Annotated in this window: 19 protein-coding genes, 3 tRNA genes and 2 pseudogenes; 7 read left to right on the forward strand and 17 right to left on the reverse strand. The window is 58.7% G+C overall.

Annotation, left to right across the window (positions count from 1 at the left end):
• Positions 1-44 precede the first annotated feature (44 nt).
• The 13 genes and pseudogenes from nuoF to WDN46_18895 form a co-directional block, all read right to left on the reverse strand.
• Positions 45-1,355 (reverse strand): NADH-quinone oxidoreductase subunit NuoF, encoded by a 1,311-nt coding sequence (nuoF, locus tag WDN46_18835; GenBank protein ID MEJ0095383.1) that lies wholly within the window; start codon positions 1,353-1,355, stop codon positions 45-47.
• 11 nt (positions 1,356-1,366) lie between these two features.
• Complete coding sequence (nuoE, locus tag WDN46_18840; protein MEJ0095384.1) at positions 1,367-2,242, reverse strand: NADH-quinone oxidoreductase subunit NuoE; 876 nt, start codon at positions 2,240-2,242, stop codon at positions 1,367-1,369.
• A 51-nt stretch (positions 2,243-2,293) separates the two neighbouring features.
• Positions 2,294-3,484, reverse strand: coding sequence for an NADH-quinone oxidoreductase subunit D (locus tag WDN46_18845; protein MEJ0095385.1), 1,191 nt, complete (start codon positions 3,482-3,484; stop codon positions 2,294-2,296).
• Between the two features lie 34 nt (positions 3,485-3,518).
• Positions 3,519-4,133 carry an NADH-quinone oxidoreductase subunit C gene (locus WDN46_18850; protein MEJ0095386.1) on the reverse strand — a complete coding sequence of 205 codons (615 nt, stop codon included), beginning with the start codon at positions 4,131-4,133 and terminating at the stop codon, positions 3,519-3,521.
• Positions 4,134-4,358: 225 nt separating this feature from the next.
• Positions 4,359-4,937, reverse strand: coding sequence for an NADH-quinone oxidoreductase subunit B family protein (locus tag WDN46_18855; GenBank protein MEJ0095387.1), 579 nt, complete (start codon positions 4,935-4,937; stop codon positions 4,359-4,361).
• Complete coding sequence (locus WDN46_18860; protein MEJ0095388.1) at positions 4,928-5,293, reverse strand: NADH-quinone oxidoreductase subunit A; 366 nt, start codon at positions 5,291-5,293, stop codon at positions 4,928-4,930. Before WDN46_18860 ends, WDN46_18855 begins: the two co-directional genes overlap by 10 nt.
• 214 nt (positions 5,294-5,507) lie before the next feature.
• Positions 5,508-5,584, reverse strand: a tRNA-Asp gene (locus WDN46_18865).
• A 213-nt stretch (positions 5,585-5,797) separates the two neighbouring features.
• Positions 5,798-5,873 (reverse strand) — tRNA-Val (locus WDN46_18870).
• Between the two features lie 255 nt (positions 5,874-6,128).
• On the reverse strand, positions 6,129-8,546 hold the full coding sequence (gene lon, locus WDN46_18875) for an endopeptidase La (GenBank protein MEJ0095389.1): 2,418 nt from the start codon (positions 8,544-8,546) through the stop codon (positions 6,129-6,131).
• 254 nt (positions 8,547-8,800) lie between these two features.
• Positions 8,801-10,066, reverse strand: coding sequence for an ATP-dependent Clp protease ATP-binding subunit ClpX (gene clpX, locus WDN46_18880; GenBank protein MEJ0095390.1), 1,266 nt, complete (start codon positions 10,064-10,066; stop codon positions 8,801-8,803).
• A gap of 481 nt (positions 10,067-10,547) precedes the next feature.
• Positions 10,548-11,192 carry an ATP-dependent Clp protease proteolytic subunit gene (locus WDN46_18885; protein MEJ0095391.1) on the reverse strand — a complete coding sequence of 215 codons (645 nt, stop codon included), beginning with the start codon at positions 11,190-11,192 and terminating at the stop codon, positions 10,548-10,550.
• A 238-nt stretch (positions 11,193-11,430) separates the two neighbouring features.
• Positions 11,431-12,826, reverse strand: a pseudogene (gene tig / locus WDN46_18890) (trigger factor).
• Between the two features lie 112 nt (positions 12,827-12,938).
• A tRNA-Leu gene (locus tag WDN46_18895) sits at positions 12,939-13,023 on the reverse strand.
• Between the two features lie 308 nt (positions 13,024-13,331).
• Between WDN46_18895 and WDN46_18900 the strand changes: the two genes are divergently transcribed.
• The 3 genes from WDN46_18900 to WDN46_18910 all read left to right on the forward strand — a co-directional run bounded on the left by WDN46_18900 (position 13,332) and on the right by WDN46_18910 (position 17,129).
• On the forward strand, positions 13,332-14,714 hold the full coding sequence (locus WDN46_18900) for a multicopper oxidase family protein (GenBank protein ID MEJ0095392.1): 1,383 nt from the start codon (positions 13,332-13,334) through the stop codon (positions 14,712-14,714).
• 72 nt (positions 14,715-14,786) lie between these two features.
• Positions 14,787-16,205: a methylenetetrahydrofolate--tRNA-(uracil(54)-C(5))-methyltransferase (FADH(2)-oxidizing) TrmFO gene (trmFO, locus tag WDN46_18905; GenBank protein MEJ0095393.1), complete on the forward strand. Its 1,419-nt coding sequence runs from the start codon at positions 14,787-14,789 to the stop codon at positions 16,203-16,205.
• A gap of 102 nt (positions 16,206-16,307) precedes the next feature.
• Positions 16,308-17,129, forward strand: coding sequence for a hypothetical protein (locus tag WDN46_18910; protein ID MEJ0095394.1), 822 nt, complete (start codon positions 16,308-16,310; stop codon positions 17,127-17,129).
• 55 nt (positions 17,130-17,184) lie between these two features.
• Here WDN46_18910 and ubiA read toward each other — a convergent pair whose 3' ends face one another.
• Positions 17,185-18,117 carry a 4-hydroxybenzoate octaprenyltransferase gene (gene ubiA / locus WDN46_18915; protein MEJ0095395.1) on the reverse strand — a complete coding sequence of 311 codons (933 nt, stop codon included), beginning with the start codon at positions 18,115-18,117 and terminating at the stop codon, positions 17,185-17,187.
• A 173-nt stretch (positions 18,118-18,290) separates the two neighbouring features.
• The gene (locus tag WDN46_18920; protein MEJ0095396.1) at positions 18,291-18,734 is read right to left on the reverse strand and encodes a hypothetical protein; all 444 of its coding nucleotides are present in this window, start codon (positions 18,732-18,734) and stop codon (positions 18,291-18,293) included.
• 265 nt (positions 18,735-18,999) lie between these two features.
• Here WDN46_18920 and WDN46_18925 point away from each other — a divergent pair.
• Positions 19,000-19,916: pseudogene (locus tag WDN46_18925) on the forward strand (IS1595 family transposase).
• 159 nt (positions 19,917-20,075) lie between these two features.
• Here the strand turns inward: WDN46_18925 and WDN46_18930 are convergent.
• Positions 20,076-20,813, reverse strand: coding sequence for a DUF3800 domain-containing protein (locus tag WDN46_18930; GenBank protein ID MEJ0095397.1), 738 nt, complete (start codon positions 20,811-20,813; stop codon positions 20,076-20,078).
• Here WDN46_18930 and WDN46_18935 point away from each other — a divergent pair.
• Together WDN46_18935 and WDN46_18940 are read left to right on the forward strand one after the other, a co-directional pair.
• On the forward strand, positions 20,812-21,033 hold the full coding sequence (locus tag WDN46_18935) for a hypothetical protein (protein ID MEJ0095398.1): 222 nt from the start codon (positions 20,812-20,814) through the stop codon (positions 21,031-21,033). The genes WDN46_18930 and WDN46_18935 overlap by 2 nt on opposite strands.
• Positions 21,034-21,041: 8 nt before the next feature.
• A complete protein-coding gene (locus tag WDN46_18940) occupies positions 21,042-21,314 on the forward strand; it encodes a hypothetical protein (protein MEJ0095399.1) in 273 nt (90 codons plus the stop codon).
• On the opposite strand, the gene WDN46_18945 is transcribed toward WDN46_18940, so the two are convergent.
• A complete protein-coding gene (locus tag WDN46_18945) occupies positions 21,306-21,836 on the reverse strand; it encodes a hypothetical protein (protein ID MEJ0095400.1) in 531 nt (176 codons plus the stop codon). The genes WDN46_18940 and WDN46_18945 overlap by 9 nt on opposite strands.
• An 86-nt stretch (positions 21,837-21,922) precedes the next feature.
• Between WDN46_18945 and WDN46_18950 the strand changes: the two genes are divergently transcribed.
• Positions 21,923-23,091, forward strand: a protein-coding gene (locus WDN46_18950; protein MEJ0095401.1) for an IS3 family transposase whose coding sequence is annotated in 2 segments (ribosomal slippage) — positions 21,923-22,187 and positions 22,187-23,091 — 1,170 coding nt in all. Because the reading frame shifts where the segments join, the coding sequence is not laid out codon by codon here.
• Positions 23,092-23,193: the final 102 nt, after the last annotated feature.

Below are 23,193 nucleotides of genomic sequence, written 5' to 3' on the forward strand. Positions count from 1 at the left end.
GGCGGTTCGACGGGATCGAGGCTCCACTCGATGCGACCATGCCTCTACTCCGCCGCTACGCCGAAGCCGGCGGCCGGCTCCGAATGCGGGTTGGCGGCATATTGATCGATGCGCTTTTCGATTTCCGGACGAAAATGCCGGATCAGACCCTGCACGGGCCAGGCTGCCGCATCGCCGAGCGCGCAAATCGTGTGGCCCTCGATCTGGGTGGTGACTTCGAGCAGCATGTCGATCTCGCGCTTCTGCGCGCGCCCTTCAGCCATGCGCGAAACGACGCGCCAGAGCCAGCCCGTGCCCTCGCGGCATGGCGTGCACTGGCCGCAGCTTTCGTGCTTGTAAAAATAACTCAGCCGCGCGATGGCCCGAATGATGTCGGTCGACTTATCCATCACGATAACGGCGGCGGTTCCAAGGCCAGATTTCAAATCGCGCAGCGTGTCGAAATCCATCGCCGCGTCGATGATCTGGTGGGCCGGAACGCAAGGGACCGAAGACCCGCCCGGGATCACCGCGAGGAGATTGTCGTAGCCGCCGCGAACGCCGCCGCAATGCGCATCGATCAGCTCGCGGAACGGAATCGACATCGCTTCTTCGACATTGCACGGCTTGTTGACATGGCCGGAGATGCAGAAAAGCTTGGTGCCGGCATTGTTTTTTGCGCCGAACCCGGAGAACCAGGCGGCCCCCCGCCGCAGGATCGTCGGCGCGACTGCTATCGATTCCACATTATTGACGGTGGTCGGGCAGCCATAAAGGCCCATATTGGCCGGGAAAGGCGGCTTCAGCCGCGGCATGCCTTTCTTGCCTTCGAGCGATTCGAGAAGCGCCGTCTCTTCACCGCAGATATAGGCGCCGGCGCCGCGATGAACGTAGATGTCGAATGGCCAGCCGTGAATATTGGTCTTGCCGATCAGATTGGCCGCATAGGCCTCCGCAATCGCCGCCTCAAGACGGTCCGCCTCAAGGATATATTCGCCGCGAACATAAATGTAGCAGGCATGCGCCTCCATCGCGAAACAGGCGATGAAACAACCCTCAATCAGGAGATGCGGATCATTGCGCATGATCTCGCGATCCTTGCAGGTGCCAGGCTCCGACTCGTCCGCATTGACGACGAGATAGGACGGCCGCGCCGGATCGGCTTTCGGCATGAAGGACCATTTGAGGCCGGTCGGGAAGCCGGCGCCGCCGCGCCCGCGCAGGCCCGAGGCCTTCATCTCGTTGATGATCCAGTCCTTGCCTTTGTCGATCAGATCTTTGGTTTTATTCCAGGCTCCGCGCGCGCAAGCGCCCTTGAGGCTGCGATCGCCGAAGCCGTAGAGATTGGTGAAGATGCGATCCTTGTCTTCGAGCATCGAGATGGGCCTTACGATTTCTTCGGATCGGACGGGAATTTTTGCGCGCTTGCCTGATCAACGCCAACCGCTGCCGCCTCGGTGTGCTTTGCCTGAGTTTTGACGATCGCGCCTTCCGGCTGAGTGGTCGATAGCTTTGCCTCTTGCTTGAGGCGTTCGGCGGCGGCCTCTGCTGGAGGCTCGTCCTGCGCCGCATATTCGGCGCGGGCCGCCTTCTCATCGCCGACGCTCGGCGCGGCCTTGACGCTCTGCGGACCGCTACGGCCATCGACGCCATAAAGCGACGTCAAGGAGGTCAACCCGCCCGAGGTTTCTGAACCGACGCGCCCCGTCTGCGAGCCAACCTTGACCGCGCGCCCCGCCGCCAGATCGTCGAGCAGTTTGGCGAAATTGCCGGGCGTCAGATCCTCATAATAATCATCGTTGATTTGCGCCATAGGCGCATTGCAGCACGCGCCGAGGCATTCAACTTCCGTCCACGAGAAATTGCCGTCGGGCGTCACCCGACCCTGCTCGCCCACGCGGTTTTGCAAAACCGCCTTGATCGCATCCGACCCGGCCAATTGACACGGCGTCGTCCCGCAGAGCTGGACATAGAATTTGCCGACCGGGGAGAGATTGAACATCGTATAGAAAGTGGCGATTTCCAGCACGCGGATATAGGGCATGCCGAGCTTTTCGGCGACCTTCTCGATCGCCGGCCGCGGCAGCCAATAATCATTCTGCTTCTGCGCCCGCCACAGCAACGAAATCACCGCCGAGGCCTGACGCCCCTCGGGATATTTTTTGATGATATCCTCGCACCACGCCTCATTTTCAGGCGTGAAGGCGAACGAGTGGGGTTGCGCTTCGGCAAGCCGGCGAACGGACATATCAGCAATACTCACGCATCAGGGCCAACGCGGCCGAGGGTTCAGGCAAGCATCCAAACGAATCGCTCATCGATCCACCTCGCCGAAGACGATGTCGATCGAACCGAGAATAGCGCTGACGTCAGCCAACATAGACTTGCGGCAGAGGAAATCCATGGCGGCGAGATGCGCAAAGCCCGGCGCGCGGATCTTGCAGCGATAGGGCCGGTCCGTGCCGTCAGACACGAGATAGACGCCGAACTCCCCCTTTGGCGCTTCGACCGCGCAATAAACCTCGCCAGCCGGCACATGGAAGCCTTCGGTATAGAGCTTGAAGTGATGGATCAGCGCCTCCATCGAGCGCTTCATTTCCGTGCGCGAGGGCGGCGTCACCTTGCCATGCTTTGGGGCGACAGGCCCCTGCCCCGTCGGCGAGGAAAGCTTCTCGACGCATTGCTTCATGATTTTGACCGACTGGCGCATTTCCTCCATGCGAATCACTTGGCGATCGTAATTATCGCCGTGCCGACCAACCGGAATGTCGAAATCTATCTCCTCATAGCATTCATAGGGCTGCGCCTTGCGCAAATCCCAGGCCGCGCCCGAGCCGCGCACCATGACGCCCGAAAATCCCCAGCGCCAGCAATCCTCGAGGCTGACGACGCCGATATCGACGTTGCGTTGCTTGAAGATGCGGTTGTCGATGAACAGCGTCTGCAGATCGTCGCAAATTTTCAGGAAAGGATCGCACCAGGCTCCGATGTCATCGACCAGCTCTTTTGGAATATCCATGTGAACGCCGCCGGGACGAAAATAATTCGCGTGCAGCCGCGCGCCGGACGCGCGCTCATAGAACACCATAAGCTTTTCGCGCTCTTCAAAACCCCAAAGCGGCGGCGTCAGGGCCCCGACGTCCATCGCCTGCGTCGTCACGTTGAGAAGATGCGATAGAATCCGGCCAATTTCGCAAAACAGCACGCGCAGCAACTGGCCGCGCCGCGGCACCTCAATCCCGAGCAATTTTTCGATGGCGAGGCAGAATGCATGCTCCTGATTCATCGGCGCGACATAATCGAGCCGGTCAAAGTAAGGCACGTTCTGCAGATAGGTGCGCGCCTCCATCAGCTTTTCGGTGCCGCGATGCAGCAGGCCGATATGCGGGTCGACGCGCTCGACGACTTCGCCGTCGAGTTCGAGAACCAGCCGCAAGACGCCATGCGCAGCCGGATGCTGCGGGCCAAAATTGATCGTGAAATTGCGGACCGGAGTGTCGTTCATGTGCTGGTTTTCACGCGGTTCAGTTGCAAAACATTCACTGCGGATTGGTCTTGGCTTTCTCGTCGCCAGGCAGGACGTAATCGATCGCCCCCTCCCACGGCGAGAGGAAGTCGAAGTTGCGGAATTCCTGGGCGAGCTGGACCGGCTCATAGACGACGCGCTTCTGCTCGTCGTCGTATCGAACCTCCACATAGCCGGTCATCGGAAAATCTTTACGCAGCGGGTGGCCATCGAACCCATAATCAGTCAGCAGACGGCGCAAATCGGGATGGCCTGAGAAAAACACGCCGAACAGATCATATGCCTCGCGCTCGTACCAATTCGCGGCGGGGTAGAGTCCCGATAACGAGGGGACCGGCGTTTCCTCATCGGTCATGATCTTGATCCGGATGCGGCGATTATGCTTTGGCGACAACAAATGCGTCACGACGTCGAAGCGCTGCGCGCGGGTTGGGTAATCGACGGCGGTCAGATCGATAAAACAGACAAAGAGGCAGCTCGGATCGTCGCGAAGATAGGTCACGGTTTCGATGAGACAATCCGCCCTCACCGTCAAAGTCAGCTCGCCATAGGCAACAACGGCCGACTCGACCCAGCCGCGCAAGGCCGTCGCTATCGCGTCTCCCAGTTGTTTCAGCTCGTTTTCCATCCGAACCTTCCGACCTCCCCCGTCCGCATCGGCAGGATCCGTGCGGAGCGGCGCAAGTCTTGTTAGCGCTTTGTTGTGTCTGTTTTTCTTAGGTTGTAGTCGCGGGCTCTAGCCCTGCGTCTTAAATATCCGGAGAATGATTGATCATTCTCCTTCTTGGCGACTGCCCTAGCGCAATCGACGCATGACCTTATGCAAAAAGCCTGCAACTCTTGGGATCATGTTTCACCGCTCGATCGTGCCGGTGCGGCGGATTTTCTTTTGCAAGAGCAAAACGCCGTAGAGCAGCGCTTCCGCCGAGGGCGGGCAGCCGGGAACGTAGATATCCACAGGCACGATCCGATCGCAGCCGCGCACGACCGAATAGGAATAGTGGTAATAGCCCCCGCCATTGGCGCAAGACCCCATCGAGATGACATAACGCGGCTCCGGCATCTGATCATAGACCTTGCGCAGAGCCGGGGCCATTTTGTTGGTCAAGGTGCCGGCGACAATCATCACATCGGATTGACGCGGCGAACCGCGCGGCGCGAAGCCGAACCGCTCGACGTCATAGCGCGGCATCGAGACCTGCATCATCTCAACCGCGCAACAGGCGAGTCCGAAAGTCATCCACATCAACGAGCCCGTACGCGCCCAGTTGATCAGATCGTCCGTCGTGGTGACGAGGAAGCCCTTATCGGCGAGTTGATCGTTGATCGACAAAAAATAAGGATCGTTGGCCGCCAGCGGCCGATCCGTCGCCCGGCCGACCCCAGCGCTCGAGGGCGCCAAATTATCCTGTGGCAAAGGGCTCAATCCCATTCGAGCGCACCCTTCTTCCATTCATAGACGAAGCCGATGGTCAGTATTCCAAGGAAAACCATCATCGACCAGAAGCCGTAAATCCCGACCTGATGAAAGGCTACGGCCCAGGGAAACAGAAACGCGACTTCGAGATCGAAAATGATGAAGAGCAGCGACACCAGATAGAATCGCACATCGAATTGCATGCGCGCGTCGTCGAAGGCGTTAAATCCGCATTCGTAAGCCGAAAGCTTTTCTGGGTCCGGCGCCTTGAAGGCGACCAAAAATGGCGCGACGAGCAAAGCGCCCGATATGATTGCGGCTACGGCCATAAAGACCACGAGCGGCAAATACTGGTTGAGAAGGCTCGGCATGAACTAGCTCGGTCTGGACCGGCGAGGTCTCGGATATTCGCGAAGCCAAGGGCGCATGCCCTTAACTTGGCGGCCACGCGATCCCTAACTCAGAGCAAAGGCCGGCGCAAGATGGTGTTTTGCAAGAGTCTAAACTGAAGCGTCTCGGCCGGATATGTTTGAGCTGAAACCACGTCTTTTCCGCGCCCGGCGATAGGAGCAAAACGCTCACAAATGGCGAGAGAGACGGGACTTGAACCCGCGACCTCCGGCGTGACAGGCCGGCGCTCTAACCAACTGAGCTACTCCCCCGAATACGGCGTCTAAACAACCATATCGTAGACGTGCCGGATAAGATAGGCGCGAGGCCAAGTCAAGTGCGAAGAGCTTTATCCAAGCCGTTGGCTGTGCACAGCCTGAGCGTCGCGGCAAGGTTTTTGGCTTGGTTGAGCGTCGGCCTCGACGACGCCGCGAAGAAAGCCCGATCTAAATCACGCATAATTGTGTGACAAACCGGCTTAGGACTGGTGGGCGGTGACGGGCTCGAACCGCCGACCCTCTCGGTGTAAACGAGATGCTCTACCAACTGAGCTAACCGCCCATCCATCTCAATTGCGACAGGTTTCCCGCGCCGATCCCGCGTAACCCTCGCGGGCGATTGAGGACAGCCAAGGGGATTGCATAGGATCCCGCGCCGGTCAACGCCCCCGGGGATAGTCAAATCCAACCATTTGGTTTGCGACCGTTCCGCATCAGCTCGCTTTGGCCAATGCGCCCTTGGGGCGAATCACTCTTTCCTCCAAGAAAAAGGCCGCGAATCAATCCGCGGCCTTCGTTCTCGATCGGCAATGCCGAATTAATGCGCTATGGCGCCCGAAGCTTCATCCTCGGAAGCAAGCGGCGCGACAGGCTTTGCTTCTTCTTCCCAGACAATCGGCACCGGTTGCCGAATCAATGCGTGGGCAAGCACCTCATCCATCCGCGCGACAGGAACGATCTCCAGCGCATTCTTCACCGAATTCGGAATGTCGACCAGATCCTTAGCGTTTTCCTCAGGGATCAGAACTTTGGTCAACCCTCCGCGCAACGCGGCGAGCAATTTTTCCTTAAGCCCGCCGATCGGCAGGATCCTGCCTCGCAGCGTGATCTCTCCCGTCATCGCTATGTCGCGATGGATCGGGATGCCCGTCATGATCGACACGATCGCCGTGGCCATGGCGACGCCGGCGGATGGACCGTCCTTCGGCGTTGCGCCCTCGGGAACGTGCACATGGATGTCCCGACGATCAAACAGCGGCGGCTCTATGCCGAAATCGACCGCGCGCGAACGGACGTAGGACGCCGCCGCTGAAATCGATTCCTTCATGACGTCGCGAAGATTGCCGGTGACGGTCATCCGACCTTTGCCAGGCATCATGACGCCTTCAATCGTCAGCAACTCGCCGCCGACCTCGGTCCAGGCCAAGCCCGTCACGACGCCGACCTGATCCTCCGTTTCCGCCTCGCCATAGCGGTACTTCGGAACGCCGAGGAAGTCCGGCACGTTTTCAGCGGTAACCGCGACCACCTTGGTCTTGTTGGTCAGGATCTGCTTCACCGCCTTGCGGGCGAGCTTCGACAACTCACGCTCGAGGTTGCGCACCCCAGCCTCACGCGTGTAGCGCCGAATCAGCAGGACAAGACCGCCGTCGTCGATCGACCATTCCTTTTCCGCCAGCCCATGCTTCTTGAGCGCGGCGGGAATGAGATGGCGCTTGGCGATCTCCATCTTCTCATCTTCGGTGTAGCCAGCGATCCGGATGATCTCCATGCGGTCCATGAGCGGAGCCGGAATATTCAGCGTATTCGCGGTCGTCACGAACATCACGTTCGAGAGGTCATAATCGACCTCGAGATAATGGTCGTTGAAAGAATGGTTCTGCTCAGGATCCAAAACCTCGAGCAAAGCCGACGACGGATCGCCGCGGAAATCCTGCCCCATCTTGTCGATTTCATCGAGCAGAAAGAGCGGATTTGAGCTTTTCGCCTTGCGCATCGACTGGATGATCTTGCCGGGCATCGAGCCGATATAAGTCCGCCGATGACCCCGGATTTCCGCCTCGTCGCGAACGCCGCCGAGCGACATGCGCACGAATTCGCGGCCGGTCGCCTTGGCGATCGACTTGCCGAGCGAAGTCTTGCCGACGCCGGGAGGACCGACGAGACAAAGGATCGGGCCGGTCAGCTTATTTGCGCGAGTCTGGACCGCGAGATATTCGAGGATGCGCTCCTTGACCTTATCAAGCCCAAAATGTTCGGCGTCGAGCACGTCTTCAGCAACGCCAAGATCCTTCTTGACCTTGGAGCGCTTGTTCCACGGGATCGAAAGCACCCAATCCAGATAGTTGCGCACGACGGTGGCTTCAGCCGACATGGGCGACATCTGACGCAATTTCTTCAGCTCGGCGGTCGCTTTGTCGCGCGCCTCCTTGGACAATTTGGTCGTCTTGATGCGCTCGTCCAGTTCGGCGAGATCGTCCTTGCCGTCTTCGTCGCCGAGTTCCTTCTGAATCGCCTTCATCTGCTCATTGAGATAATATTCGCGCTGGGTCTTCTCCATCTGCCGTTTGACCCGCGTGCGAATCCGCTTCTCCACTTGAAGAACCGAAATTTCGCTTTCCATCAGCGCCAGGCATTTTTCCAGTCTTTTGGTGACTGACGTCGTCTCCAGCACCGTCTGCTTTTCGGCGATTTTCACCGCGAGGTGCGAAGCGACTGTGTCAGCTAGCTTCGCATAGTCATCAATCTGGGTCACCGCGGCGACGACTTCCGGCGATATCTTCTTGTTGAGTTTGACGTAGCCCTCGAACTCGACGACGACCGAGCGCGCGAGCGCCTCGACCTCCACCTTGTCGACCGCCTCGTCCGTGATCGCCTCGGCGTCCGCCTCGTAGAAATCATCCGTGCGGGTATAGCCCTGCACCCTTGCGCGAACCTGCCCTTCGACGAGAACTTTCACCGTTCCATCGGGAAGCTTCAGCAATTGCAGAACCGAGGCGAGCGTCCCAGTAGTGAAGATCGCCTGCGTCGCAGGATCGTCGTCCGAAGCGTTCATCTGCGTTGCAAGCAGGATGAGCTTATCCGCTTTCATCACTTCTTCGAGCGCGCGAATGGATTTCTCCCGCCCGACGAAAAGCGGCACGATCATATGCGGAAAAACGACGATGTCGCGCAATGGGAGGACGGGATAGTTTTCGACCGCGCCGGGAGGAACCGGCTCACGCTTCTGTGTCATTTTTTTTCCCTATCTCGAACCGCTTTTCGATTGGTCTGCGGGGCACTCAAAGCGTCATGCGCGCAAGCATTTTTTTAGCGGTTTCGGCGTGTTGCGTGAAAAAGTTTCGTCTAAATTAGATGGCTATGCGCACCCTCTTTTCAAGCGTTTGATGAGGGGCGAACCGGGGGTCGCTCCAAGGCGGCAAGGCACCTTGAAGCATGTTGCGCAATGCCTTGGCCCGCGCAACATTTCAGATTCCCTCGCCGCGTCGCTCAGGCGCTCGCGCCGCTTTTCTCGCTCCGCTCCGCATAAATATAAAGCGGACGCGATTTGCCATCGACGACATCTGGCCCGATCACAACCTGCTCGACGCCATCAAGGCCCGGCAGGTCGAACATGGTATCGAGCAAGATGGCTTCCAGGATCGAACGCAGCCCGCGCGCGCCGGTGCGTCGCTCGATCGCTTTCTTGGCGACAAAATGGAGCGCCTCATCCTGGAACGTGAGCTCGGTGTTCTCCATTTCAAACAAGCGCTGATATTGCTTGACCAGCGCATTCTTCGGCTCGGTCAAGATCTTCCTCAGCGTTTCCTCGTCGAGGTCATCGAGCGTCGCAATGACGGGCAGACGGCCAACGAATTCCGGGATCAGACCGAATTTCAGCAAATCCTCCGGCTCGACTTTGCGGAGAACTTCTCCGGTCCGACGATCGTCCGGCGATTGAACGATCGCGCCAAAACCGATCGAGGTGCCTCTTCCCCGCGCGGAAATAATTTTCTCGAGGCCCGCGAAGGCGCCGCCGCAGATGAACAGAATGTTCGTCGTGTCGACCTGCAGGAACTCTTGCTGCGGGTGCTTGCGTCCGCCCTGCGGAGGGACCGACGCGATGGTGCCCTCCATGATTTTCAGAAGCGCCTGCTGGACGCCCTCGCCCGACACGTCGCGGGTGATCGAGGGATTGTCCGATTTACGCGAAATCTTATCGATTTCGTCGATATAGACGATCCCGCGCTGCGCCCGCTCGACGTTATAGTCGGAGGCCTGAAGCAGCTTCAGTATGATGTTCTCGACGTCCTCGCCGACATAGCCGGCCTCGGTCAGCGTCGTCGCATCGGCCATTGTGAAAGGCACATCGAGGATGCGGGCCAAAGTCTGCGCCAGCAGGGTTTTGCCCGATCCAGTCGGCCCCATCAGCAGAATATTCGACTTCGCCAGTTCGACGTCATTATGCTTGGTCGCATGATTGAGCCGCTTGTAGTGATTGTGCACGGCGACCGACAGGACGCGTTTGGCCTGCGGCTGCCCGATCACGTAATCATCCAGCACCTTGCAGATGTCTCTCGGCGTCGGTATCCCGTCGCGGCTCTTCACAAGGGAGGATTTATTCTCCTCTCGAATAATATCCATGCAAAGCTCGACGCATTCATCGCAAATGAAAACCGTCGGACCGGCAATCAGTTTGCGGACCTCATGCTGGCTCTTGCCGCAGAACGAGCAGTAGAGCGTGTTTTTCGCGTCGCCGCCGCCAACTTTGGTCATGGATAGTCTCCATACTGCTCGAGGCCATGTGCAAACCCCGATCATGCTTCAGTAGTTTGACGGTCCGGATCGGACGATCCTCCCGCCACTAAACGCTGACGGATCCGCACATGAATCAGCCAACTTTGTGGAATCCTGGCCCCGTTCTCCTTAAAACTGCGCCCTGAAAATGAAATGCAATCATGTTCGCCGCACGGAAGCAAGGCCTTAGACTTTCAGGAAACAGCTGTGTGCGTTACGCCACAATGTCGAAAGACCGCCAACTTACCAAAAGCAGCTCTCCACGGGTCCGTTTCCGCCAGCGAAAGGCAAAGCCGATACGAACCGCAAGCAATAAATGCGCCATTCGTCATAATTCGCAGACTCAGACACAAACGTCGGGGCTCTGCCTAGAGCTCCGCCGATTCCAACTCAGCCTCAACCACAAGTCTTCCAGGGCAAGGCTGCGCATTTACAGAAGAACAAAGGCCCCCAGCTGACCCTATTTCTTTTCAGCTCCAGGGGAATCCTCGGGACGCTTCAAAATAACGTTATCAACAATTCCGAATTCTTTGGCGTCATCGGCGGACATGAAGTGGTCGCGGTCGAGCGTTTTTTCAATTGTGTCATAATCGCGGCCAGTATGCTTTGCATAGATATCGTTAAGCCGTTTCTTAACCTTCATGATGTCTTCCGCATGGCGCAGAATATCCGAGGCTTGGCCCTGAAAGCCGCCTGAGGGCTGATGCACCATGATGCGCGCGTTCGGCAGGGCGAAACGCGAGCCGGCCTCGCCCGCCGCGAGCAGCAACGATCCCATCGAAGCGGCCTGGCCGACGCATAGGGTCGACACTTTCGGCCGAATGAATTGGATTGTATCGTAGATCGCGAGGCCCGCCGTGACGACGCCGCCCGGCGAATTGATGTACATCGAGATTTCCTTCTTCGGGTTTTCCGCCTCGAGGAAGAGAAGCTGCGCGATGATGACCGTGGCCATATTGTCCTCGACCGGCCCGGTGAGGAAGATGATGCGCTCGCGGAGAAGACGCGAATAAATATCAAACCCGCGTTCGCCCCGGCTGGTGTTTTCGATGACCTGAGGAATCAGATAATTGGCGTAGACGTCGATCGGGTCGCTGTCGCGCATTGCGGTCCTTCCTCGTTAAAAACTCTCGAAGCGTGTTCATCGCAGAAAGGCGGGCGAGAAGCAGGCCGATCTTCTGTACAACACCCACCCTCTCCAAATAGTGGTTTCTGCAGCATTCGCAATAACCGGGCCGCGACATCGAACGTCGCTCGCGCGGCCCTCGGGTGCTTTGCGTTCATCCGTCGCGTCCATCGCACGCGTGTCGCGCGGGGCGCTGAGCGCCCCGCTGCGCGTTGGGTCACGCCTGAACGACGCCTTCGGCCTGCGCCAGCTCGGCCTCGTCCTCTTCTTCGTTGAGAGCCAGAAGATCCTCTTTCGACACTTTTTTATCCACAACCTTAACGAGGGCGATGATGTGATCGACCACTTTTTCCTCGTAAAGCGGAGCTCTGATCTCGGCCAGCGCCGCAGGATTCTTCTGGTAGTAATCCCAAACCATCTTTTCTTGACCTGGGAACGAGCGGGCCCGGGCGACTAGAGCCTGACTGACTTCCTCATCCGGCACTTTGACGGCGGCCCGTTCGCCAATATCAGCCAGGAGAAGGCCAAGGCGCACGCGCCGTTCGGCGATTTTCCTGTAGTCGGCGCGCGCGACCGCCTCGGTCGTGCCCTCGTCCTCAAAGCTCTTTCCGCTTTGGGTCTGCTCCTCGGCGACCTTCCGCCACACAGCCTCGAATTCCTGCGTCACCAGCCCCTCGGGCAGATCGAAGGCATATTTCTTGTCCAGCGCGTCGAGCAGGCCGCGCTTCCACTTGCGCCGCGAGGCAGCCTCGAAGTCGCGTTGGATATTGGTGCGAATCGATTCTTTCAGCTTCTCCAGATCTTCAAGACCGAAACCTTTGGCCAGTTCATCATCGATCTTGATCTCCGAAGGGGCTGCGACGCTCTTCAAGGTGACCTCGAAGGTCGCAGGCTTTCCGGCGAGCGCGGGGGGATGAATAATTTTCTGGAAAGGTTACTGAAACCGTCCGGTTCTCGCCGACCGCAAGACCTTCGATTTGCTCCTCAAAACCAGGAATAAAACCTCCGCTGCCGAGCACGATGTCGACGTTCTCTCCCGAACCGCCTTCGAAAATCTCGCCGTCGATCTTGCCGACGAAGTCGATTGCGGCCTTGTCGCCCTTAGCTGCGACAATTCGCTCACCCTCCTTCGGCGTATAAGCGCGATTCTGCTCGGCCAGCCGGTTCAGAACCTCGTCAACCTCGCCCTCGGTCACATCGGCGACAAGCCGCTCGATCTCGATATCATCGAAGCTGCCGACTTCGATCTTCGGCAGAACCTCGAGCGCGACGGTGAAGGCGAAGTCGCCTTGCGCCTCGAAGGCTTTCTCCAATTCATCCTTTTCGCCCGCGAAGTCGATCTTCGGCTCCGAGGCGGGACGCAAGGAATTGTCCTCGACGATCTTGCGATGCGCCTCGCTGACGGCTTCCTGGACGACTTCAGCCATGATCGACCGGCCATAAAGGCGCTTTAGATGCGCGACAGGCACCTTGCCCGGACGAAACCCATTGATGCGAGCCTTGGCCTGCATCTCGGAGAGCTGACCTGCGAGGCGGCTCGCGAGATCGGTGGCGGGAAGCACCACCTTAAATTCGCGCTTGAGGCCCTGCGAGAGGGTTTCGGTGACTTGCATCTCTAATCAACCTTTTCGACTTCGTCGCCTGCTTGAAAATCTAACTGTACGATCCGAAATCAGCGGCTGGCCAGGCGCGGCCATCAACTGAGCAGGAAACTGCGGAGTGTTCTGGTGCGGGCGGAGGGACTCGAACCCCCACGATTTTCACCACCGGAACCTAAATCCGGCGCGTCTACCAGTTCCGCCACGCCCGCGCGAGCCATCCCGCGCAAACCTAGACGCACGGCCCGGGCGGTCCGGGACAAGCGCCTCGCCGCTTCGGGTGTGGCTCTATAGCAATCGCGTTCGCTTGATGCAGCAAAAAAAAGCAGATTTTGAGTTGACGCCGTCTTACGGAGGATTCTCACCTCGACCTGAGCTTGCGGACTCGCGCTACGCTTCCGACGGATATCGCCGGTGCGGCGGAATGCGATTGCCAAGGCGGCTGCTTTGTCGCTAAAGCGAGCCCAATGCGATCTGATCGTCCGAATTCGAACCCGGCTTTCTCGAACTGGCTCAACGCATGCCGCCCCTGACCATCAGCCGCCGGCGCGTTCTCGGCTCCGCAATGGCGATAAGCGTCGTCAATTTGGCCGCGCGGGCCGAAACTCCTCCCGGTCCTGATGGATTTCGCGTTTTGGAAGCGCGTGCGGGAACCCTGCGCCTGCTTCCCGAACCCAGCGCCGAGACCGCGATCCTCGGATATAATGCGCAGAGTCCCGGACCGCTGCTGCGCTATAAAGCTGGCGAGGAAGTCAAGGTTCGGCTCATCAACGCGCTCGATCAACCAACGAGCCTCTCGTGGCCGGGCATCCGAATCGCCAACGCTATGGATGGCGTCGCCGGCTTGACGCAAAAGCCGGTCGCGCCCGGCGAATCGTTCGATTATCGCTTCACGCCGCCCGACAGCGGATTTTTCTGGTATCGTCCCTATGCTCTTCCTTGGCTCGGCGAGCAGCTTGGCCGCGGCCTCTACGGCGCCCTGATCGTCGACGAAATCCATCCGCCGGAGACCGACAAGGATATGCTCGTCGCCCTCGCCGATTGGCGGCTCGACGACAAGGCGCAAATCGTCGGCAATTTCGATACGCCATCCGAGCCTGGCTCGCTGATCACCCTGAATTCGCAGGCGGTTCCGGTCCGCGAAACGCTGCCCCCCGGATCGCGCGTGCGGCTGCGCATCCTCAGCGCAATGAATGCGCGAATCATGCTGCTCGCTTTCGAGGGCGCCAAGCCGTTCGTCCTCGCCGTCGACGGTCAGCCCTGCGATACAGCTTTTGAGCCCGTGCGCAGCTCGTTGCCGATTGGCCCCGGCGCGCGCTTTGACGTGATGTTCGATCTTCCGGGGGAGCCGGGCGCGGAGGCGAGCTTGATCCTGCGCGGCGACAATGAGCCGGATCGCGCGCTCCTCGCATTCAAGACCGAGGGGGACCTGCGGGCGCCTTTGCCGCCAATAGCCTCGCTCGAACTCAACCCGCTGTTGCCAACCGCGATCAAGCTGCAGGCGTCAAAGCGCGGCGACATTGTGATCGAGGCCGCCAAGCCCACGGAAACCCCGGCTTCGACCGCTCCCGCGCCGGCGAGCTCCTGGACGTTGAATGGCGCCGCCGCGGATGGTTTTGGCGCAAAACCTCTGCTTTCGGTCAAGCGCGGCGGCCCAGTGACGCTCACCATCATCAACCGCACGGCTTTCATCCAACAAATTCATGTGCACGGCCATCACATGCGGCTGCTGCATGACCTGGACGATGGCTGGGAGCCCTATTGGCGCGACAGCGTGCTCGTACCCGCAGGCAAAACCAAGCATGTCGCCTTTGTCGCGGATAATCCGGGGAAATGGGCGATCGAGGCCGTCAAAATTGGGCTTGAAGCGGCGCCGCTTGTGACATGGTTTGAGGTGAGTTGAGGTATTCGTCCTCGGCCCCATCAATTCATTCGCCCGCGTGGCAATGCCAAGAAAATGCGCTAAACCTCCCCTATGTCAGACATTTCCTCTTCGACCCCCATTCACATCATCGGCGGCGGCCTCGCCGGAGCTGAGGCTGCGTGGCAGATCGCTCGCGAAAACATCCGCGTCGTGCTGCATGAGATGCGGCCGGTGCGGCGGACGCCGGCGCATCACACCGGCGATCTCGCCGAACTCGTCTGCTCCAATTCGTTTCGCGCGGATGATCCGCAAACCAGCGCCATCGGCATGCTGCATCGGGAAATGCGTTGTCTCGACTCGCTGATCTTGGCCGCCGCCGACGCTCATAAGCTGCCGGCGGGCGGCGCGCTCGCCGTCGACCGGACAGGCTTTTCCGCAGATATCACCGCGAAGATCGCCGCCCATCCCTTGATCGAGATCGTGCGCGAAGAAGTCGACGGCCTGCCGCCGAGCGACTGGACCAATGTGATCATCGCCACCGGCCCTCTGACCTCGCCGGCTCTCGCGGCCGCAATCGGGGCTCTCACCGGCGAGCGCGATCTCGCCTTTTACGACGCGATCGCTCCGGTCGTGCATCGCGATTCGATCGATATGAGCAAGGCCTGGTTCCAATCGCGCTACGACAAGGCGGGACCGGGCGGCACAGGCGCCGACTATATCAATTGCCCGCTGACCAAAGAGCAATATTACGCGTTCATCGACGCGCTCAACGGGGCGGAAAAAATCGAGTTCAAGGAATTCGAGGATACGCCCTATTTCAACGGCTGCCTGCCGATCGAAGTCATGGCCGAGCGCGGGGCGGAAACCTTGCGGCATGGGCCGATGAAGCCGTTTGGCCTCACCAACCCGCATGCGCCGGGCGTCAAAGCCTATGCGGTGGTGCAGCTGCGCCAGGATAATGCGCTGGGTACGCTCTACAATATGGTCGGATTCCAGACCAAGCTGAAACATGGCGCGCAGGTCGGGGTTTTCCGCACCATTCCCGGCCTTGATGACGCCAATTTCGCGCGGCTCGGCGGCCTGCACCGCAATACGTTCTTGAATTCGCCAAAAGTGCTCGACCAGACTTTTCGATTGAAAGCCGATTCGCGGCTGCGCTTCGCCGGTCAGATCACCGGCTGCGAGGGCTATGTCGAAAGCGCCGCGATCGGCCTGATCGCGGGCCGGATGGCGGCGGCGGACCATAAGGGCGAGACTTTCCCTCCGCTCCCTCCGACGACGGCGATCGGCGCCCTCATCAATCACATCACCGCCGGGCATATCGAGACTATCGACGCCGGGCCGCCATCGTTTCAGCCGATGAACGTCAATTTCGGCCTTTTTCCGCCGCTGTCCGAGAAAGTTGCTTCACCGGATGGCAGGCGCGTTCGCGGAGCTGAAAAGGCCGCCCTGAAGAAAGCCGCGATCAGCGCCCGCGGCGCAGCGGATCTCGCCGCCTGGCTCGGGGCGCAGCCGCTCGCGGCGGAGTGAGGCGACGCCAGCCGGCTGGAGAACTGCGGTCTTCATCGCTTGCCATCGCAACGCCAAGCTGACAAATTTACAAAGCTTGTCCAAAACGAGAGCGGCGCGCCGATGAGCGAAGAAGCATCAATTCTTGTATTCGGCATGGACGAGCTGGCTTCAGTGACCGCCCGAAAACTGCATCTGGCAGGTCACGCCGTGGCGATGCACCAGCCAAAGCCGCCGCAAACCATCCGTCGGCGCATGGCCTTCGCCGACGCCTGGACGGATGGGACCTGCACTTTTGAGGGCGTCGAGGCGCGCCGCGCCGACAAAGCCAAGGATTTCCTCGCGGGACTTAGAAGCGGCATATTCATTCCCGTACTCTGGCATTCGTTTGAGCATGTGACGACGCAATGGCCGTGGGACGTGCTCATTGATGCGCGCCCGCAAACAGACAAGCCGCGGCAAAATCTGAGCGACCTCACCGAATTCGCCATCGGGCTCGGGCGCGGTTTCGTCGCCGGCGACACCTGTGACATCGTGATCGACATCGACGGACGCGATCCGGGCGCAGTGCTGCGATACGGGTCGATTGAGCGGGAAGAAGCCGCCGACGACGTCAGATTCAGCGATGGCGATATGGCGATCGCGCCGCATCACGGCCTGTTTCACGGCACAAAACTTCTCGGCGAACCGATCGAAAAGGGCCAGATTATCGGCTCTGTCGGCGCGACGGCGATCATGTCTCCATCCTCCGGCCGCGTGCGGGGACTTGCCCGCGATGGCGCGACGGTCCGGAAGGGCGCGGACGTCGCCGAAGTGGTTTCCTCGCCCAAGGCCGAATTTGTGGGGATGACCAAGCGCGACCGATTGATCGCCCGCAGCGTCGCCTTCGTGGTTGAAATGTATTGCGGCGGCCATGCGCCGATTTCGCTCAAGAGTTTTTTCTGATCGAACTCGAAGGCTCGAGGATGACCGCATCCGAAAAGTTCGCAACTTTTCGGGATCATGCTCGTAACCAGAAGCGGAGGCTTTCCGCAAAGAGGCCGGCGAACAGGATCAATCCCGCATCGCGATTCGAGCGGAACAATTTCAGCGCGCCAACCCCAGCGTCGATTGCATCGTCGGCCGGGTGAACATTTTTGACTTGCCAGCCAAGATGCAAAGCGAAGCCGGCGAGCCCCGCCCACGCCAAACCGCTCGCTCCTGCGGCGATGAAAGCCGCCGCGCTGCAACCGACTGACGCCACATAAAGACACCCGACCCCGGCGCGGACGCGCTTCCCGAAAAGGCGCGCAGTCGAGCCTATGCCCGCGATCACGTCGTCCTTGACGTCCTGCAGCGCGTAAATCGTGTCATAGCCGATCGTCCAGAAAATAGCGCCGCTATAGAGCAGCGCGGGAGCGAGGGCGAGCGAGCCGAATGCCGCCGCCCAGCCCATCAATCCGCCCCAGCCAAAGGCCGCTCCCAGAACCGCCTGCGGCCACGACGTCACGCGCTTGGCGAACGGGTAGACGCCGACGATCAAAAGCGAGGCGAAGCCAAGCGCAATCGAAAAGGCGTTGAAGCTCAGCAGAACGACGAGACCGACGAGAAGCTGCGCCGCCAGGAACGTTTTGGCGGCGCTGACGCTGACCCGGCCGGAAGGAAGCGGGCGTTGCCGCGTTCGCTCGACTTTTGCGTCAATCTCCCGGTCCACAATGTCATTATAGGTCGAGCCAGCGCCGCGCATCGCGATCGCGCCGATCAGAAAAAGAATGAGATCGCGCCAATGCGGGCCTGCGCCGCGATTGACGCTGGCGAGGGCGCTTGATTGCCAGCAAGGCAAAAGCAACAGCCACCAGCCGATCGGCCGGTCAATTCTCGCCAGTTGAACGAAAGGCCGCCAGGATTCGGGCGCAAAACGAACGACGAACTGGCCCCCGACCGAGTCGGGCAGCGCGACGGCCCCCTCGGCTGGCGCCGGACGATCTGAAACGGGCCGGGCCGGCGAGGCGGACGCGGCTTTTGGGCGTGACTGCTTCAACTTGAATCGCCCGTGCTCGCTATTGCTTTAGCTCCAGCACATGATCCTGTCCGAAAATGTAACGGCGTTTCGGGGTCATGCTTTGGTCAGAGCGGGCCGGTCGGCAGCTTCTGACCCTGCGGCAGCCCGCCGCCCGTAGCCTGTTGTTCCTGCGCTTTCTTCATTTGCGCGGCGATCTTGCAGGCCTGCCCGGCGACGGCGTTCGATTTGTCGGCGCTCCCCTGGATATTCTCCAGCGCGGAATCGGGAACGTTGCACCATTCCTTGTTTTTGTTGAGATAGGCGACGAGGTTGCGTTCGACGACGACAAGCTCTTTCAGCTTCGGGCATGAAGCCGTTGGGTCGAGCTGGTTTTTGGTTCCCTTCGCCAGCTGATTCAGCTGATCGATGATCGCCTGCCGCTTTTGGGAGAGGGCGCCAATATCCGCGTTGCAATCAGCGGCATAGGCCGCGTTGCAGACCGCGAAGGAGACCGCCAGCGCACCAAGAAAAGCCGCGTTGCGCGCGGCATGGATGAGACCATTCGTCATCAGAATCGGAGCCTTTCCCACAGATTCGCAATGCCCCCAGCCTTTTGATAGCTAGCCTCATTAATAGCAAAGGCGTGCGCCTCGAAGCAAGCGCCGCGTCAATTGCGCCGAAAGCGGGCATTGCCGCGTCTCAAAACACCGTTTCGATTCGCGGACGAATCAGTCTAGTTATTCCGCTCCTCGCCGTCACGCCGCGGCGACTATGTACTTTACAAACCACGTAATTTGATTTAGGATGATTTCAGTTAGAAATCAGGTGTTTGCTATGTCAGTCCTTTCGAAGCCCTACTTCCACGATGAGGCCAAAGCCTTCGAGCATCTCGAAAGCGTTTTGTGGCCGGAGGGTCCGGTTTGCCCGCACTGCGGTTCGATCAGCGGCAAGCACTACGATCTGCGCAAGACGCGCCTTGGCCTTCGCAAATGTTCGGATTGCCGCAAGCAATTTACGGTGAAGGTCAAGACCGTTTTCGAACAGGCTCATATCCCGCTGAATAAGATGCTTCAAGCGGTCTATTTGATGTGCTCCAGCAAGAAGGGCATTAGCGCGCATCAGCTGCATCGAATTCTGGAAATCACGTACAAAAGCGCGTGGTTCCTTGCGCATCGCATTCGCGAGGCCATGCGCGTGGGCTCTCTTAGCCCTCTGGGCGGCGATGGCAAGACCGTTGAGGTCGATGAGACCTACATTGGCCGTTTAGAAGGCTATCCGAAACAGCGCCGGGGGGCGCTCATAAGAACGTTGTCTTGACGCTGGTCGAGCGCGGCGGCTCTGCCCGCAGCTTCCACATTGACACCGCCAGCGTTGCGCAGATTGCGCCGATCGTGCGAGCCAACATCGCCCGCGAAACCGCGCTCATGAGCGATGAAGGCGCGCAATATAGGGAAGTCGGTCGCGACTTCGCTTCGCATGAGACCGTAAATCACGGCGAGAAAGAATACGCTCGCGATCACGTCACGACTAACACGGTCGAGGGCTTCTACAGCATCTTCAAACGCGGCATGAGGGGCGTGTACCAACATTGCGGCGAGCGCCATTTGCATCGCTATTTGGCGGAATTTGACTTTCGCTACAGCAATCGCAGCGGGCTTGGCACTGAGGATAAAGAGCGGACTGGGAAAGCTTTGATTGGTGTGACAGGCAAGCGGTTAAAATATAGGGGATCTAGCGCGATCCATGTCTGATTCTCAAAAAGTCAAGCGGAATAAACCTTGACAACCCCATGATTCGCGACACATAACGAACTGCGGGTGATTATGCGCCGAACATCCTGATGATGTCAGGAGACCGGGGTTTACCGTATCCCTCGTAAAGAGGGTGTAGGTGCCTAGCTCCCGCTCCTTTTATCTCCCCCGAAACCGCATATTCCATACCGTGAACCTTGTGACGTTATGGGGGCTGTCCACGTCGAACGTAGTTAGCCCACTTTTATCAAGAATTTTATGTGCTAGCTCGCGCTTTGATTGGCGACCTTCTGCGAGCAAATGTCTGCCGTTACGGGCGGCACAGACGGCCCCTAAGATCAAATCATTCAACTGCAATAAATCGCACTTTTTTGAGTCTTCGGACACCAGTTGCTTGACCGGGTTAGTTGTAATGTTGTGGTCTCGAGCAGCTGTTCTGTTCAGCATTCTGCGTATATCCTCCAGGGGCGTCTGGCTATTCCGGTGGTCCAGCCTCACGTAAAGCGACCCCTTCGCACCATATAATTTTACAAATTTATGAAGCAAAAGTTGATAGTACAACTTTGAGAGACCTACATCTCTTTCACCGTTGTTATATTTGGTGTGATTCCATTGGTGGCTGTCGAAAACTAAATTATTGAAATGCATGTAATTGGCGTTATTCATGGCAAAAAAATAATCAATCAGAGCTTCATATTCTCCTTGCTTCTGATTTGACACCCTCTGCCATTTCAACTCGGCATTCATATTGAATTTATCTCTGTATTTTTTTAGCGTCTCGTAGGCCCGTGTTAGCATGTTACGGTGCATGCAAAGACCGCCGACGACGACAAATCGATCGCTGGATATGCCAGATTCATCTGCGATGAAAACATAATCTTCGGGTGGCACGAACATGAGTAAAGGAAAGTCCGACGCGAAAAATAAAACGAATCAAGCCAAGATACAGCAATCGGATAGATTCACAGAAGCCGCCCGCGAACTCGGCTGCGACGAAGACGAATCGCATTTCGACGAGAAGCTAAAGAAAGTCGCGCGGCATACGCCGACCAAAGTGCCGCCTGTCGGCCACGAGAAAGACTCGCATAGCGAGCAAAAGAAGGAGCGACGACGCTGATTTGAAAGATGGAACAGCTGCCCCTATGGGACGTTACCAAACTCACCCAAGCGGAGGATCAAATGTACGGGACTGCGACCTTAAAAGAGAGGGAAAACATCAACCAGCACGAGCCGGTTGTCGCGGAAGAAAAGCTGCAAGCCTTCACTCGGGAACTAACCGAAGTATCCCGTAAACATGGAATCGGAATTGCCGGCGAACCGGACCTTTTCGTTTTTGAGCCTGAAGACTATGCGGCTGTCTATCATTGCGACTCGGAAAGCCGCCTTACGTTAGACTAGCCTGACCGTCAGGCCCGTGTTCGGCATGGGAATATCAATTGACGGCTCGACGCCGCGCGTGTCGCGGAGCACTTGAAGGACAACGCGGGCGTCGAGCGTCTTCCCAATCATAGCCTCTGATTCTGGCCTCGGAACTTCGACTGTCTTTGCTCTGTAAACGAAAAGCCCCTGGCTCGCGTCGATGGCTCTGAGAGCGAGAGCGCGGATGTAATACATATTGAATTGCGACTCGGCCAAGGTTTGGGAAGCGGTGACGGGCACCCGCCTCATCCCTGTACCCCCGCCTCGGGGCTTGTTATATGCGACCTCAATCTTAAAGCAGTTCGCCCTGCGTAGGGCGTTGGCGAGGCTGTCGTCTGTGCCTTTTTCCGCCGCCTGTATCAGCAGGGGAACCCATCTTAAACGGCCTATTTCGTTGAGATAATCGCTCACATAGACAGTTCCGCCCGCTCTATCTATTTCGATCTCGCTAAGCATTGACTGGCGTGTCGTATCGTCCAAATGAACAAATGAAAGCCCCATGGCGATTTCCTCGTCGCTCTGGTCTGCCCCCTGAAAAGTGATCCTCCGTGAAGTATGGGCTTATGAGCCTGATGGAGGACTGCGCAATGCCGAGGAAAAGACAGAAGGCGGAAGAGATCGTCGCGAAGCTACGGCAAGTCGAAGTGCTTAGCGCGCAAGGGCGACCGGTCGCGGAGGCGATCCGCTCGATAGGGGTGACGGAAGTTACATACTATCGATGGCGGTCGGAATACGGCGGCCTGAAGGGCGATCAGGTGAAGCGGCTGAAGGAGCTGGAGGCGGAGAATACGCGGCTCCGTCGAGCGGTGTCCGATTTGACGCTTGAGAAGCTGATCCTGAAAGAGGCTGCCTCGGGAAACTTCTGAGCTCCGCGCGTCGTCGCGCCTGCGTGGAGCATGTGATCGCCGAACATGGCGTTTCCGAGCGGTTCGCTTGCCGGGTTCTCGGTCAGCATCGCTCCACGCAGCGCAAGGTTCCGACCAAGCCCGATGACGAAGCGGCATTGATCGCCGACATCACGGCGCTCGCCATCCAGTACGGCCGCTATGGCTACCGCCGCATCACGGCGATGTTGTGGGAGCGAGGCTGGAAGGTCAACGTCAAACGGGTCGAGCGGATCTGGCGACGCGAGGGGCTGAAAGTTCCGGCCAGACAACCCAAGCGCGGGCGTCTCTGGCTCAATGACGGCTCGTGCGTCCGGCTGCGCCCGCAATGCCCCAACCACGTCTGGTCCTATGACTTCGTCGAGGACCGCACTCATGATGGCAGGAAATATCGCATGCTGAATATCATCGACGAATTTACCCGCGAATGCATCGCGATCAGGATTAACCGGAAGCTGAAGGCAGCGGACGTCATCGACGTTCTCTCGGACCTCTTCATCTTGCGAGGGGTTCCGATCCACATTCGTTCCGACAACGGCCCGGAGTTCATCGCCAAGGCGTTGCGTGACTGGATTGCCGCCGTCGGCGCGAAGACCGCCTACATCATGCCGGGCAGTCCCTGGGAGAACGGCTATTGCGAGAGCTTCAACTCGAAGCTGCGCGACGAGCTTTTGAATGGTGAAATCTTCTACACTCTCAAGGAGGCGAAGGTCGTCATTGAGCGATGGCGACGCCACTACAACACCGTGCGCCCGCACTCATCGCTGGGCTACAAGCCGCCAGTCCCGGAGACCCTGCAATGGCCGGCTTCGCAATCCGGACCAGCTTCGCCCGCCACGCCAGCAATAGCGCCAGGGCCGACAATGCACTAACATTCAAACTGGATCACCCCATGGGGGCAGGCCAGCTCAACGGGCGCAAACTAAGCTGATTCGCATGGTTCGTAAAGTACACAATCGCCCACGCCGCCGGTC

The organism is Methylocella sp. (assembly GCA_037200525.1).
GTDB lineage: Bacteria > Pseudomonadota > Alphaproteobacteria > Rhizobiales > Beijerinckiaceae > Methylocapsa.

Bases quoted from the DNA above. Each gene is read 5' to 3' on its own strand.
- WDN46_18900 (MEJ0095392.1), top strand. From the start codon at position 13,332: ATGCCGCCCCTGACCATCAGCCGCCGGCGCGTTCTCGGCTCCGCAATG.
- WDN46_18930 (MEJ0095397.1), bottom strand. From the start codon at position 20,813: ATGTTCGTGCCACCCGAAGATTATGTTTTCATCGCAGATGAATCTGGC.
- WDN46_18910 (MEJ0095394.1), top strand. From the start codon at position 16,308: ATGAGCGAAGAAGCATCAATTCTTGTATTCGGCATGGACGAGCTGGCT.
- nuoF (MEJ0095383.1), bottom strand. From the start codon at position 1,355: ATGCTCGAAGACAAGGATCGCATCTTCACCAATCTCTACGGCTTCGGC.
- WDN46_18885 (MEJ0095391.1), bottom strand. From the start codon at position 11,192: ATGCGCGACAGCGACCCGATCGACGTCTACGCCAATTATCTGATTCCT.
- WDN46_18855 (MEJ0095387.1), bottom strand. From the start codon at position 4,937: ATGGGATTGAGCCCTTTGCCACAGGATAATTTGGCGCCCTCGAGCGCT.
- WDN46_18920 (MEJ0095396.1), bottom strand. From the start codon at position 18,734: ATGACGAATGGTCTCATCCATGCCGCGCGCAACGCGGCTTTTCTTGGT.
- lon (MEJ0095389.1), bottom strand. From the start codon at position 8,546: ATGACACAGAAGCGTGAGCCGGTTCCTCCCGGCGCGGTCGAAAACTAT.
- WDN46_18860 (MEJ0095388.1), bottom strand. From the start codon at position 5,293: ATGCCGAGCCTTCTCAACCAGTATTTGCCGCTCGTGGTCTTTATGGCC.
- trmFO (MEJ0095393.1), top strand. From the start codon at position 14,787: ATGTCAGACATTTCCTCTTCGACCCCCATTCACATCATCGGCGGCGGC.
- WDN46_18845 (MEJ0095385.1), bottom strand. From the start codon at position 3,484: ATGAACGACACTCCGGTCCGCAATTTCACGATCAATTTTGGCCCGCAG.
- WDN46_18935 (MEJ0095398.1), top strand. From the start codon at position 20,812: ATGAGTAAAGGAAAGTCCGACGCGAAAAATAAAACGAATCAAGCCAAG.
- WDN46_18945 (MEJ0095400.1), bottom strand. From the start codon at position 21,836: ATGGGGCTTTCATTTGTTCATTTGGACGATACGACACGCCAGTCAATG.
- WDN46_18850 (MEJ0095386.1), bottom strand. From the start codon at position 4,133: ATGGAAAACGAGCTGAAACAACTGGGAGACGCGATAGCGACGGCCTTG.
- WDN46_18940 (MEJ0095399.1), top strand. From the start codon at position 21,042: ATGGAACAGCTGCCCCTATGGGACGTTACCAAACTCACCCAAGCGGAG.
- clpX (MEJ0095390.1), bottom strand. From the start codon at position 10,066: ATGACCAAAGTTGGCGGCGGCGACGCGAAAAACACGCTCTACTGCTCG.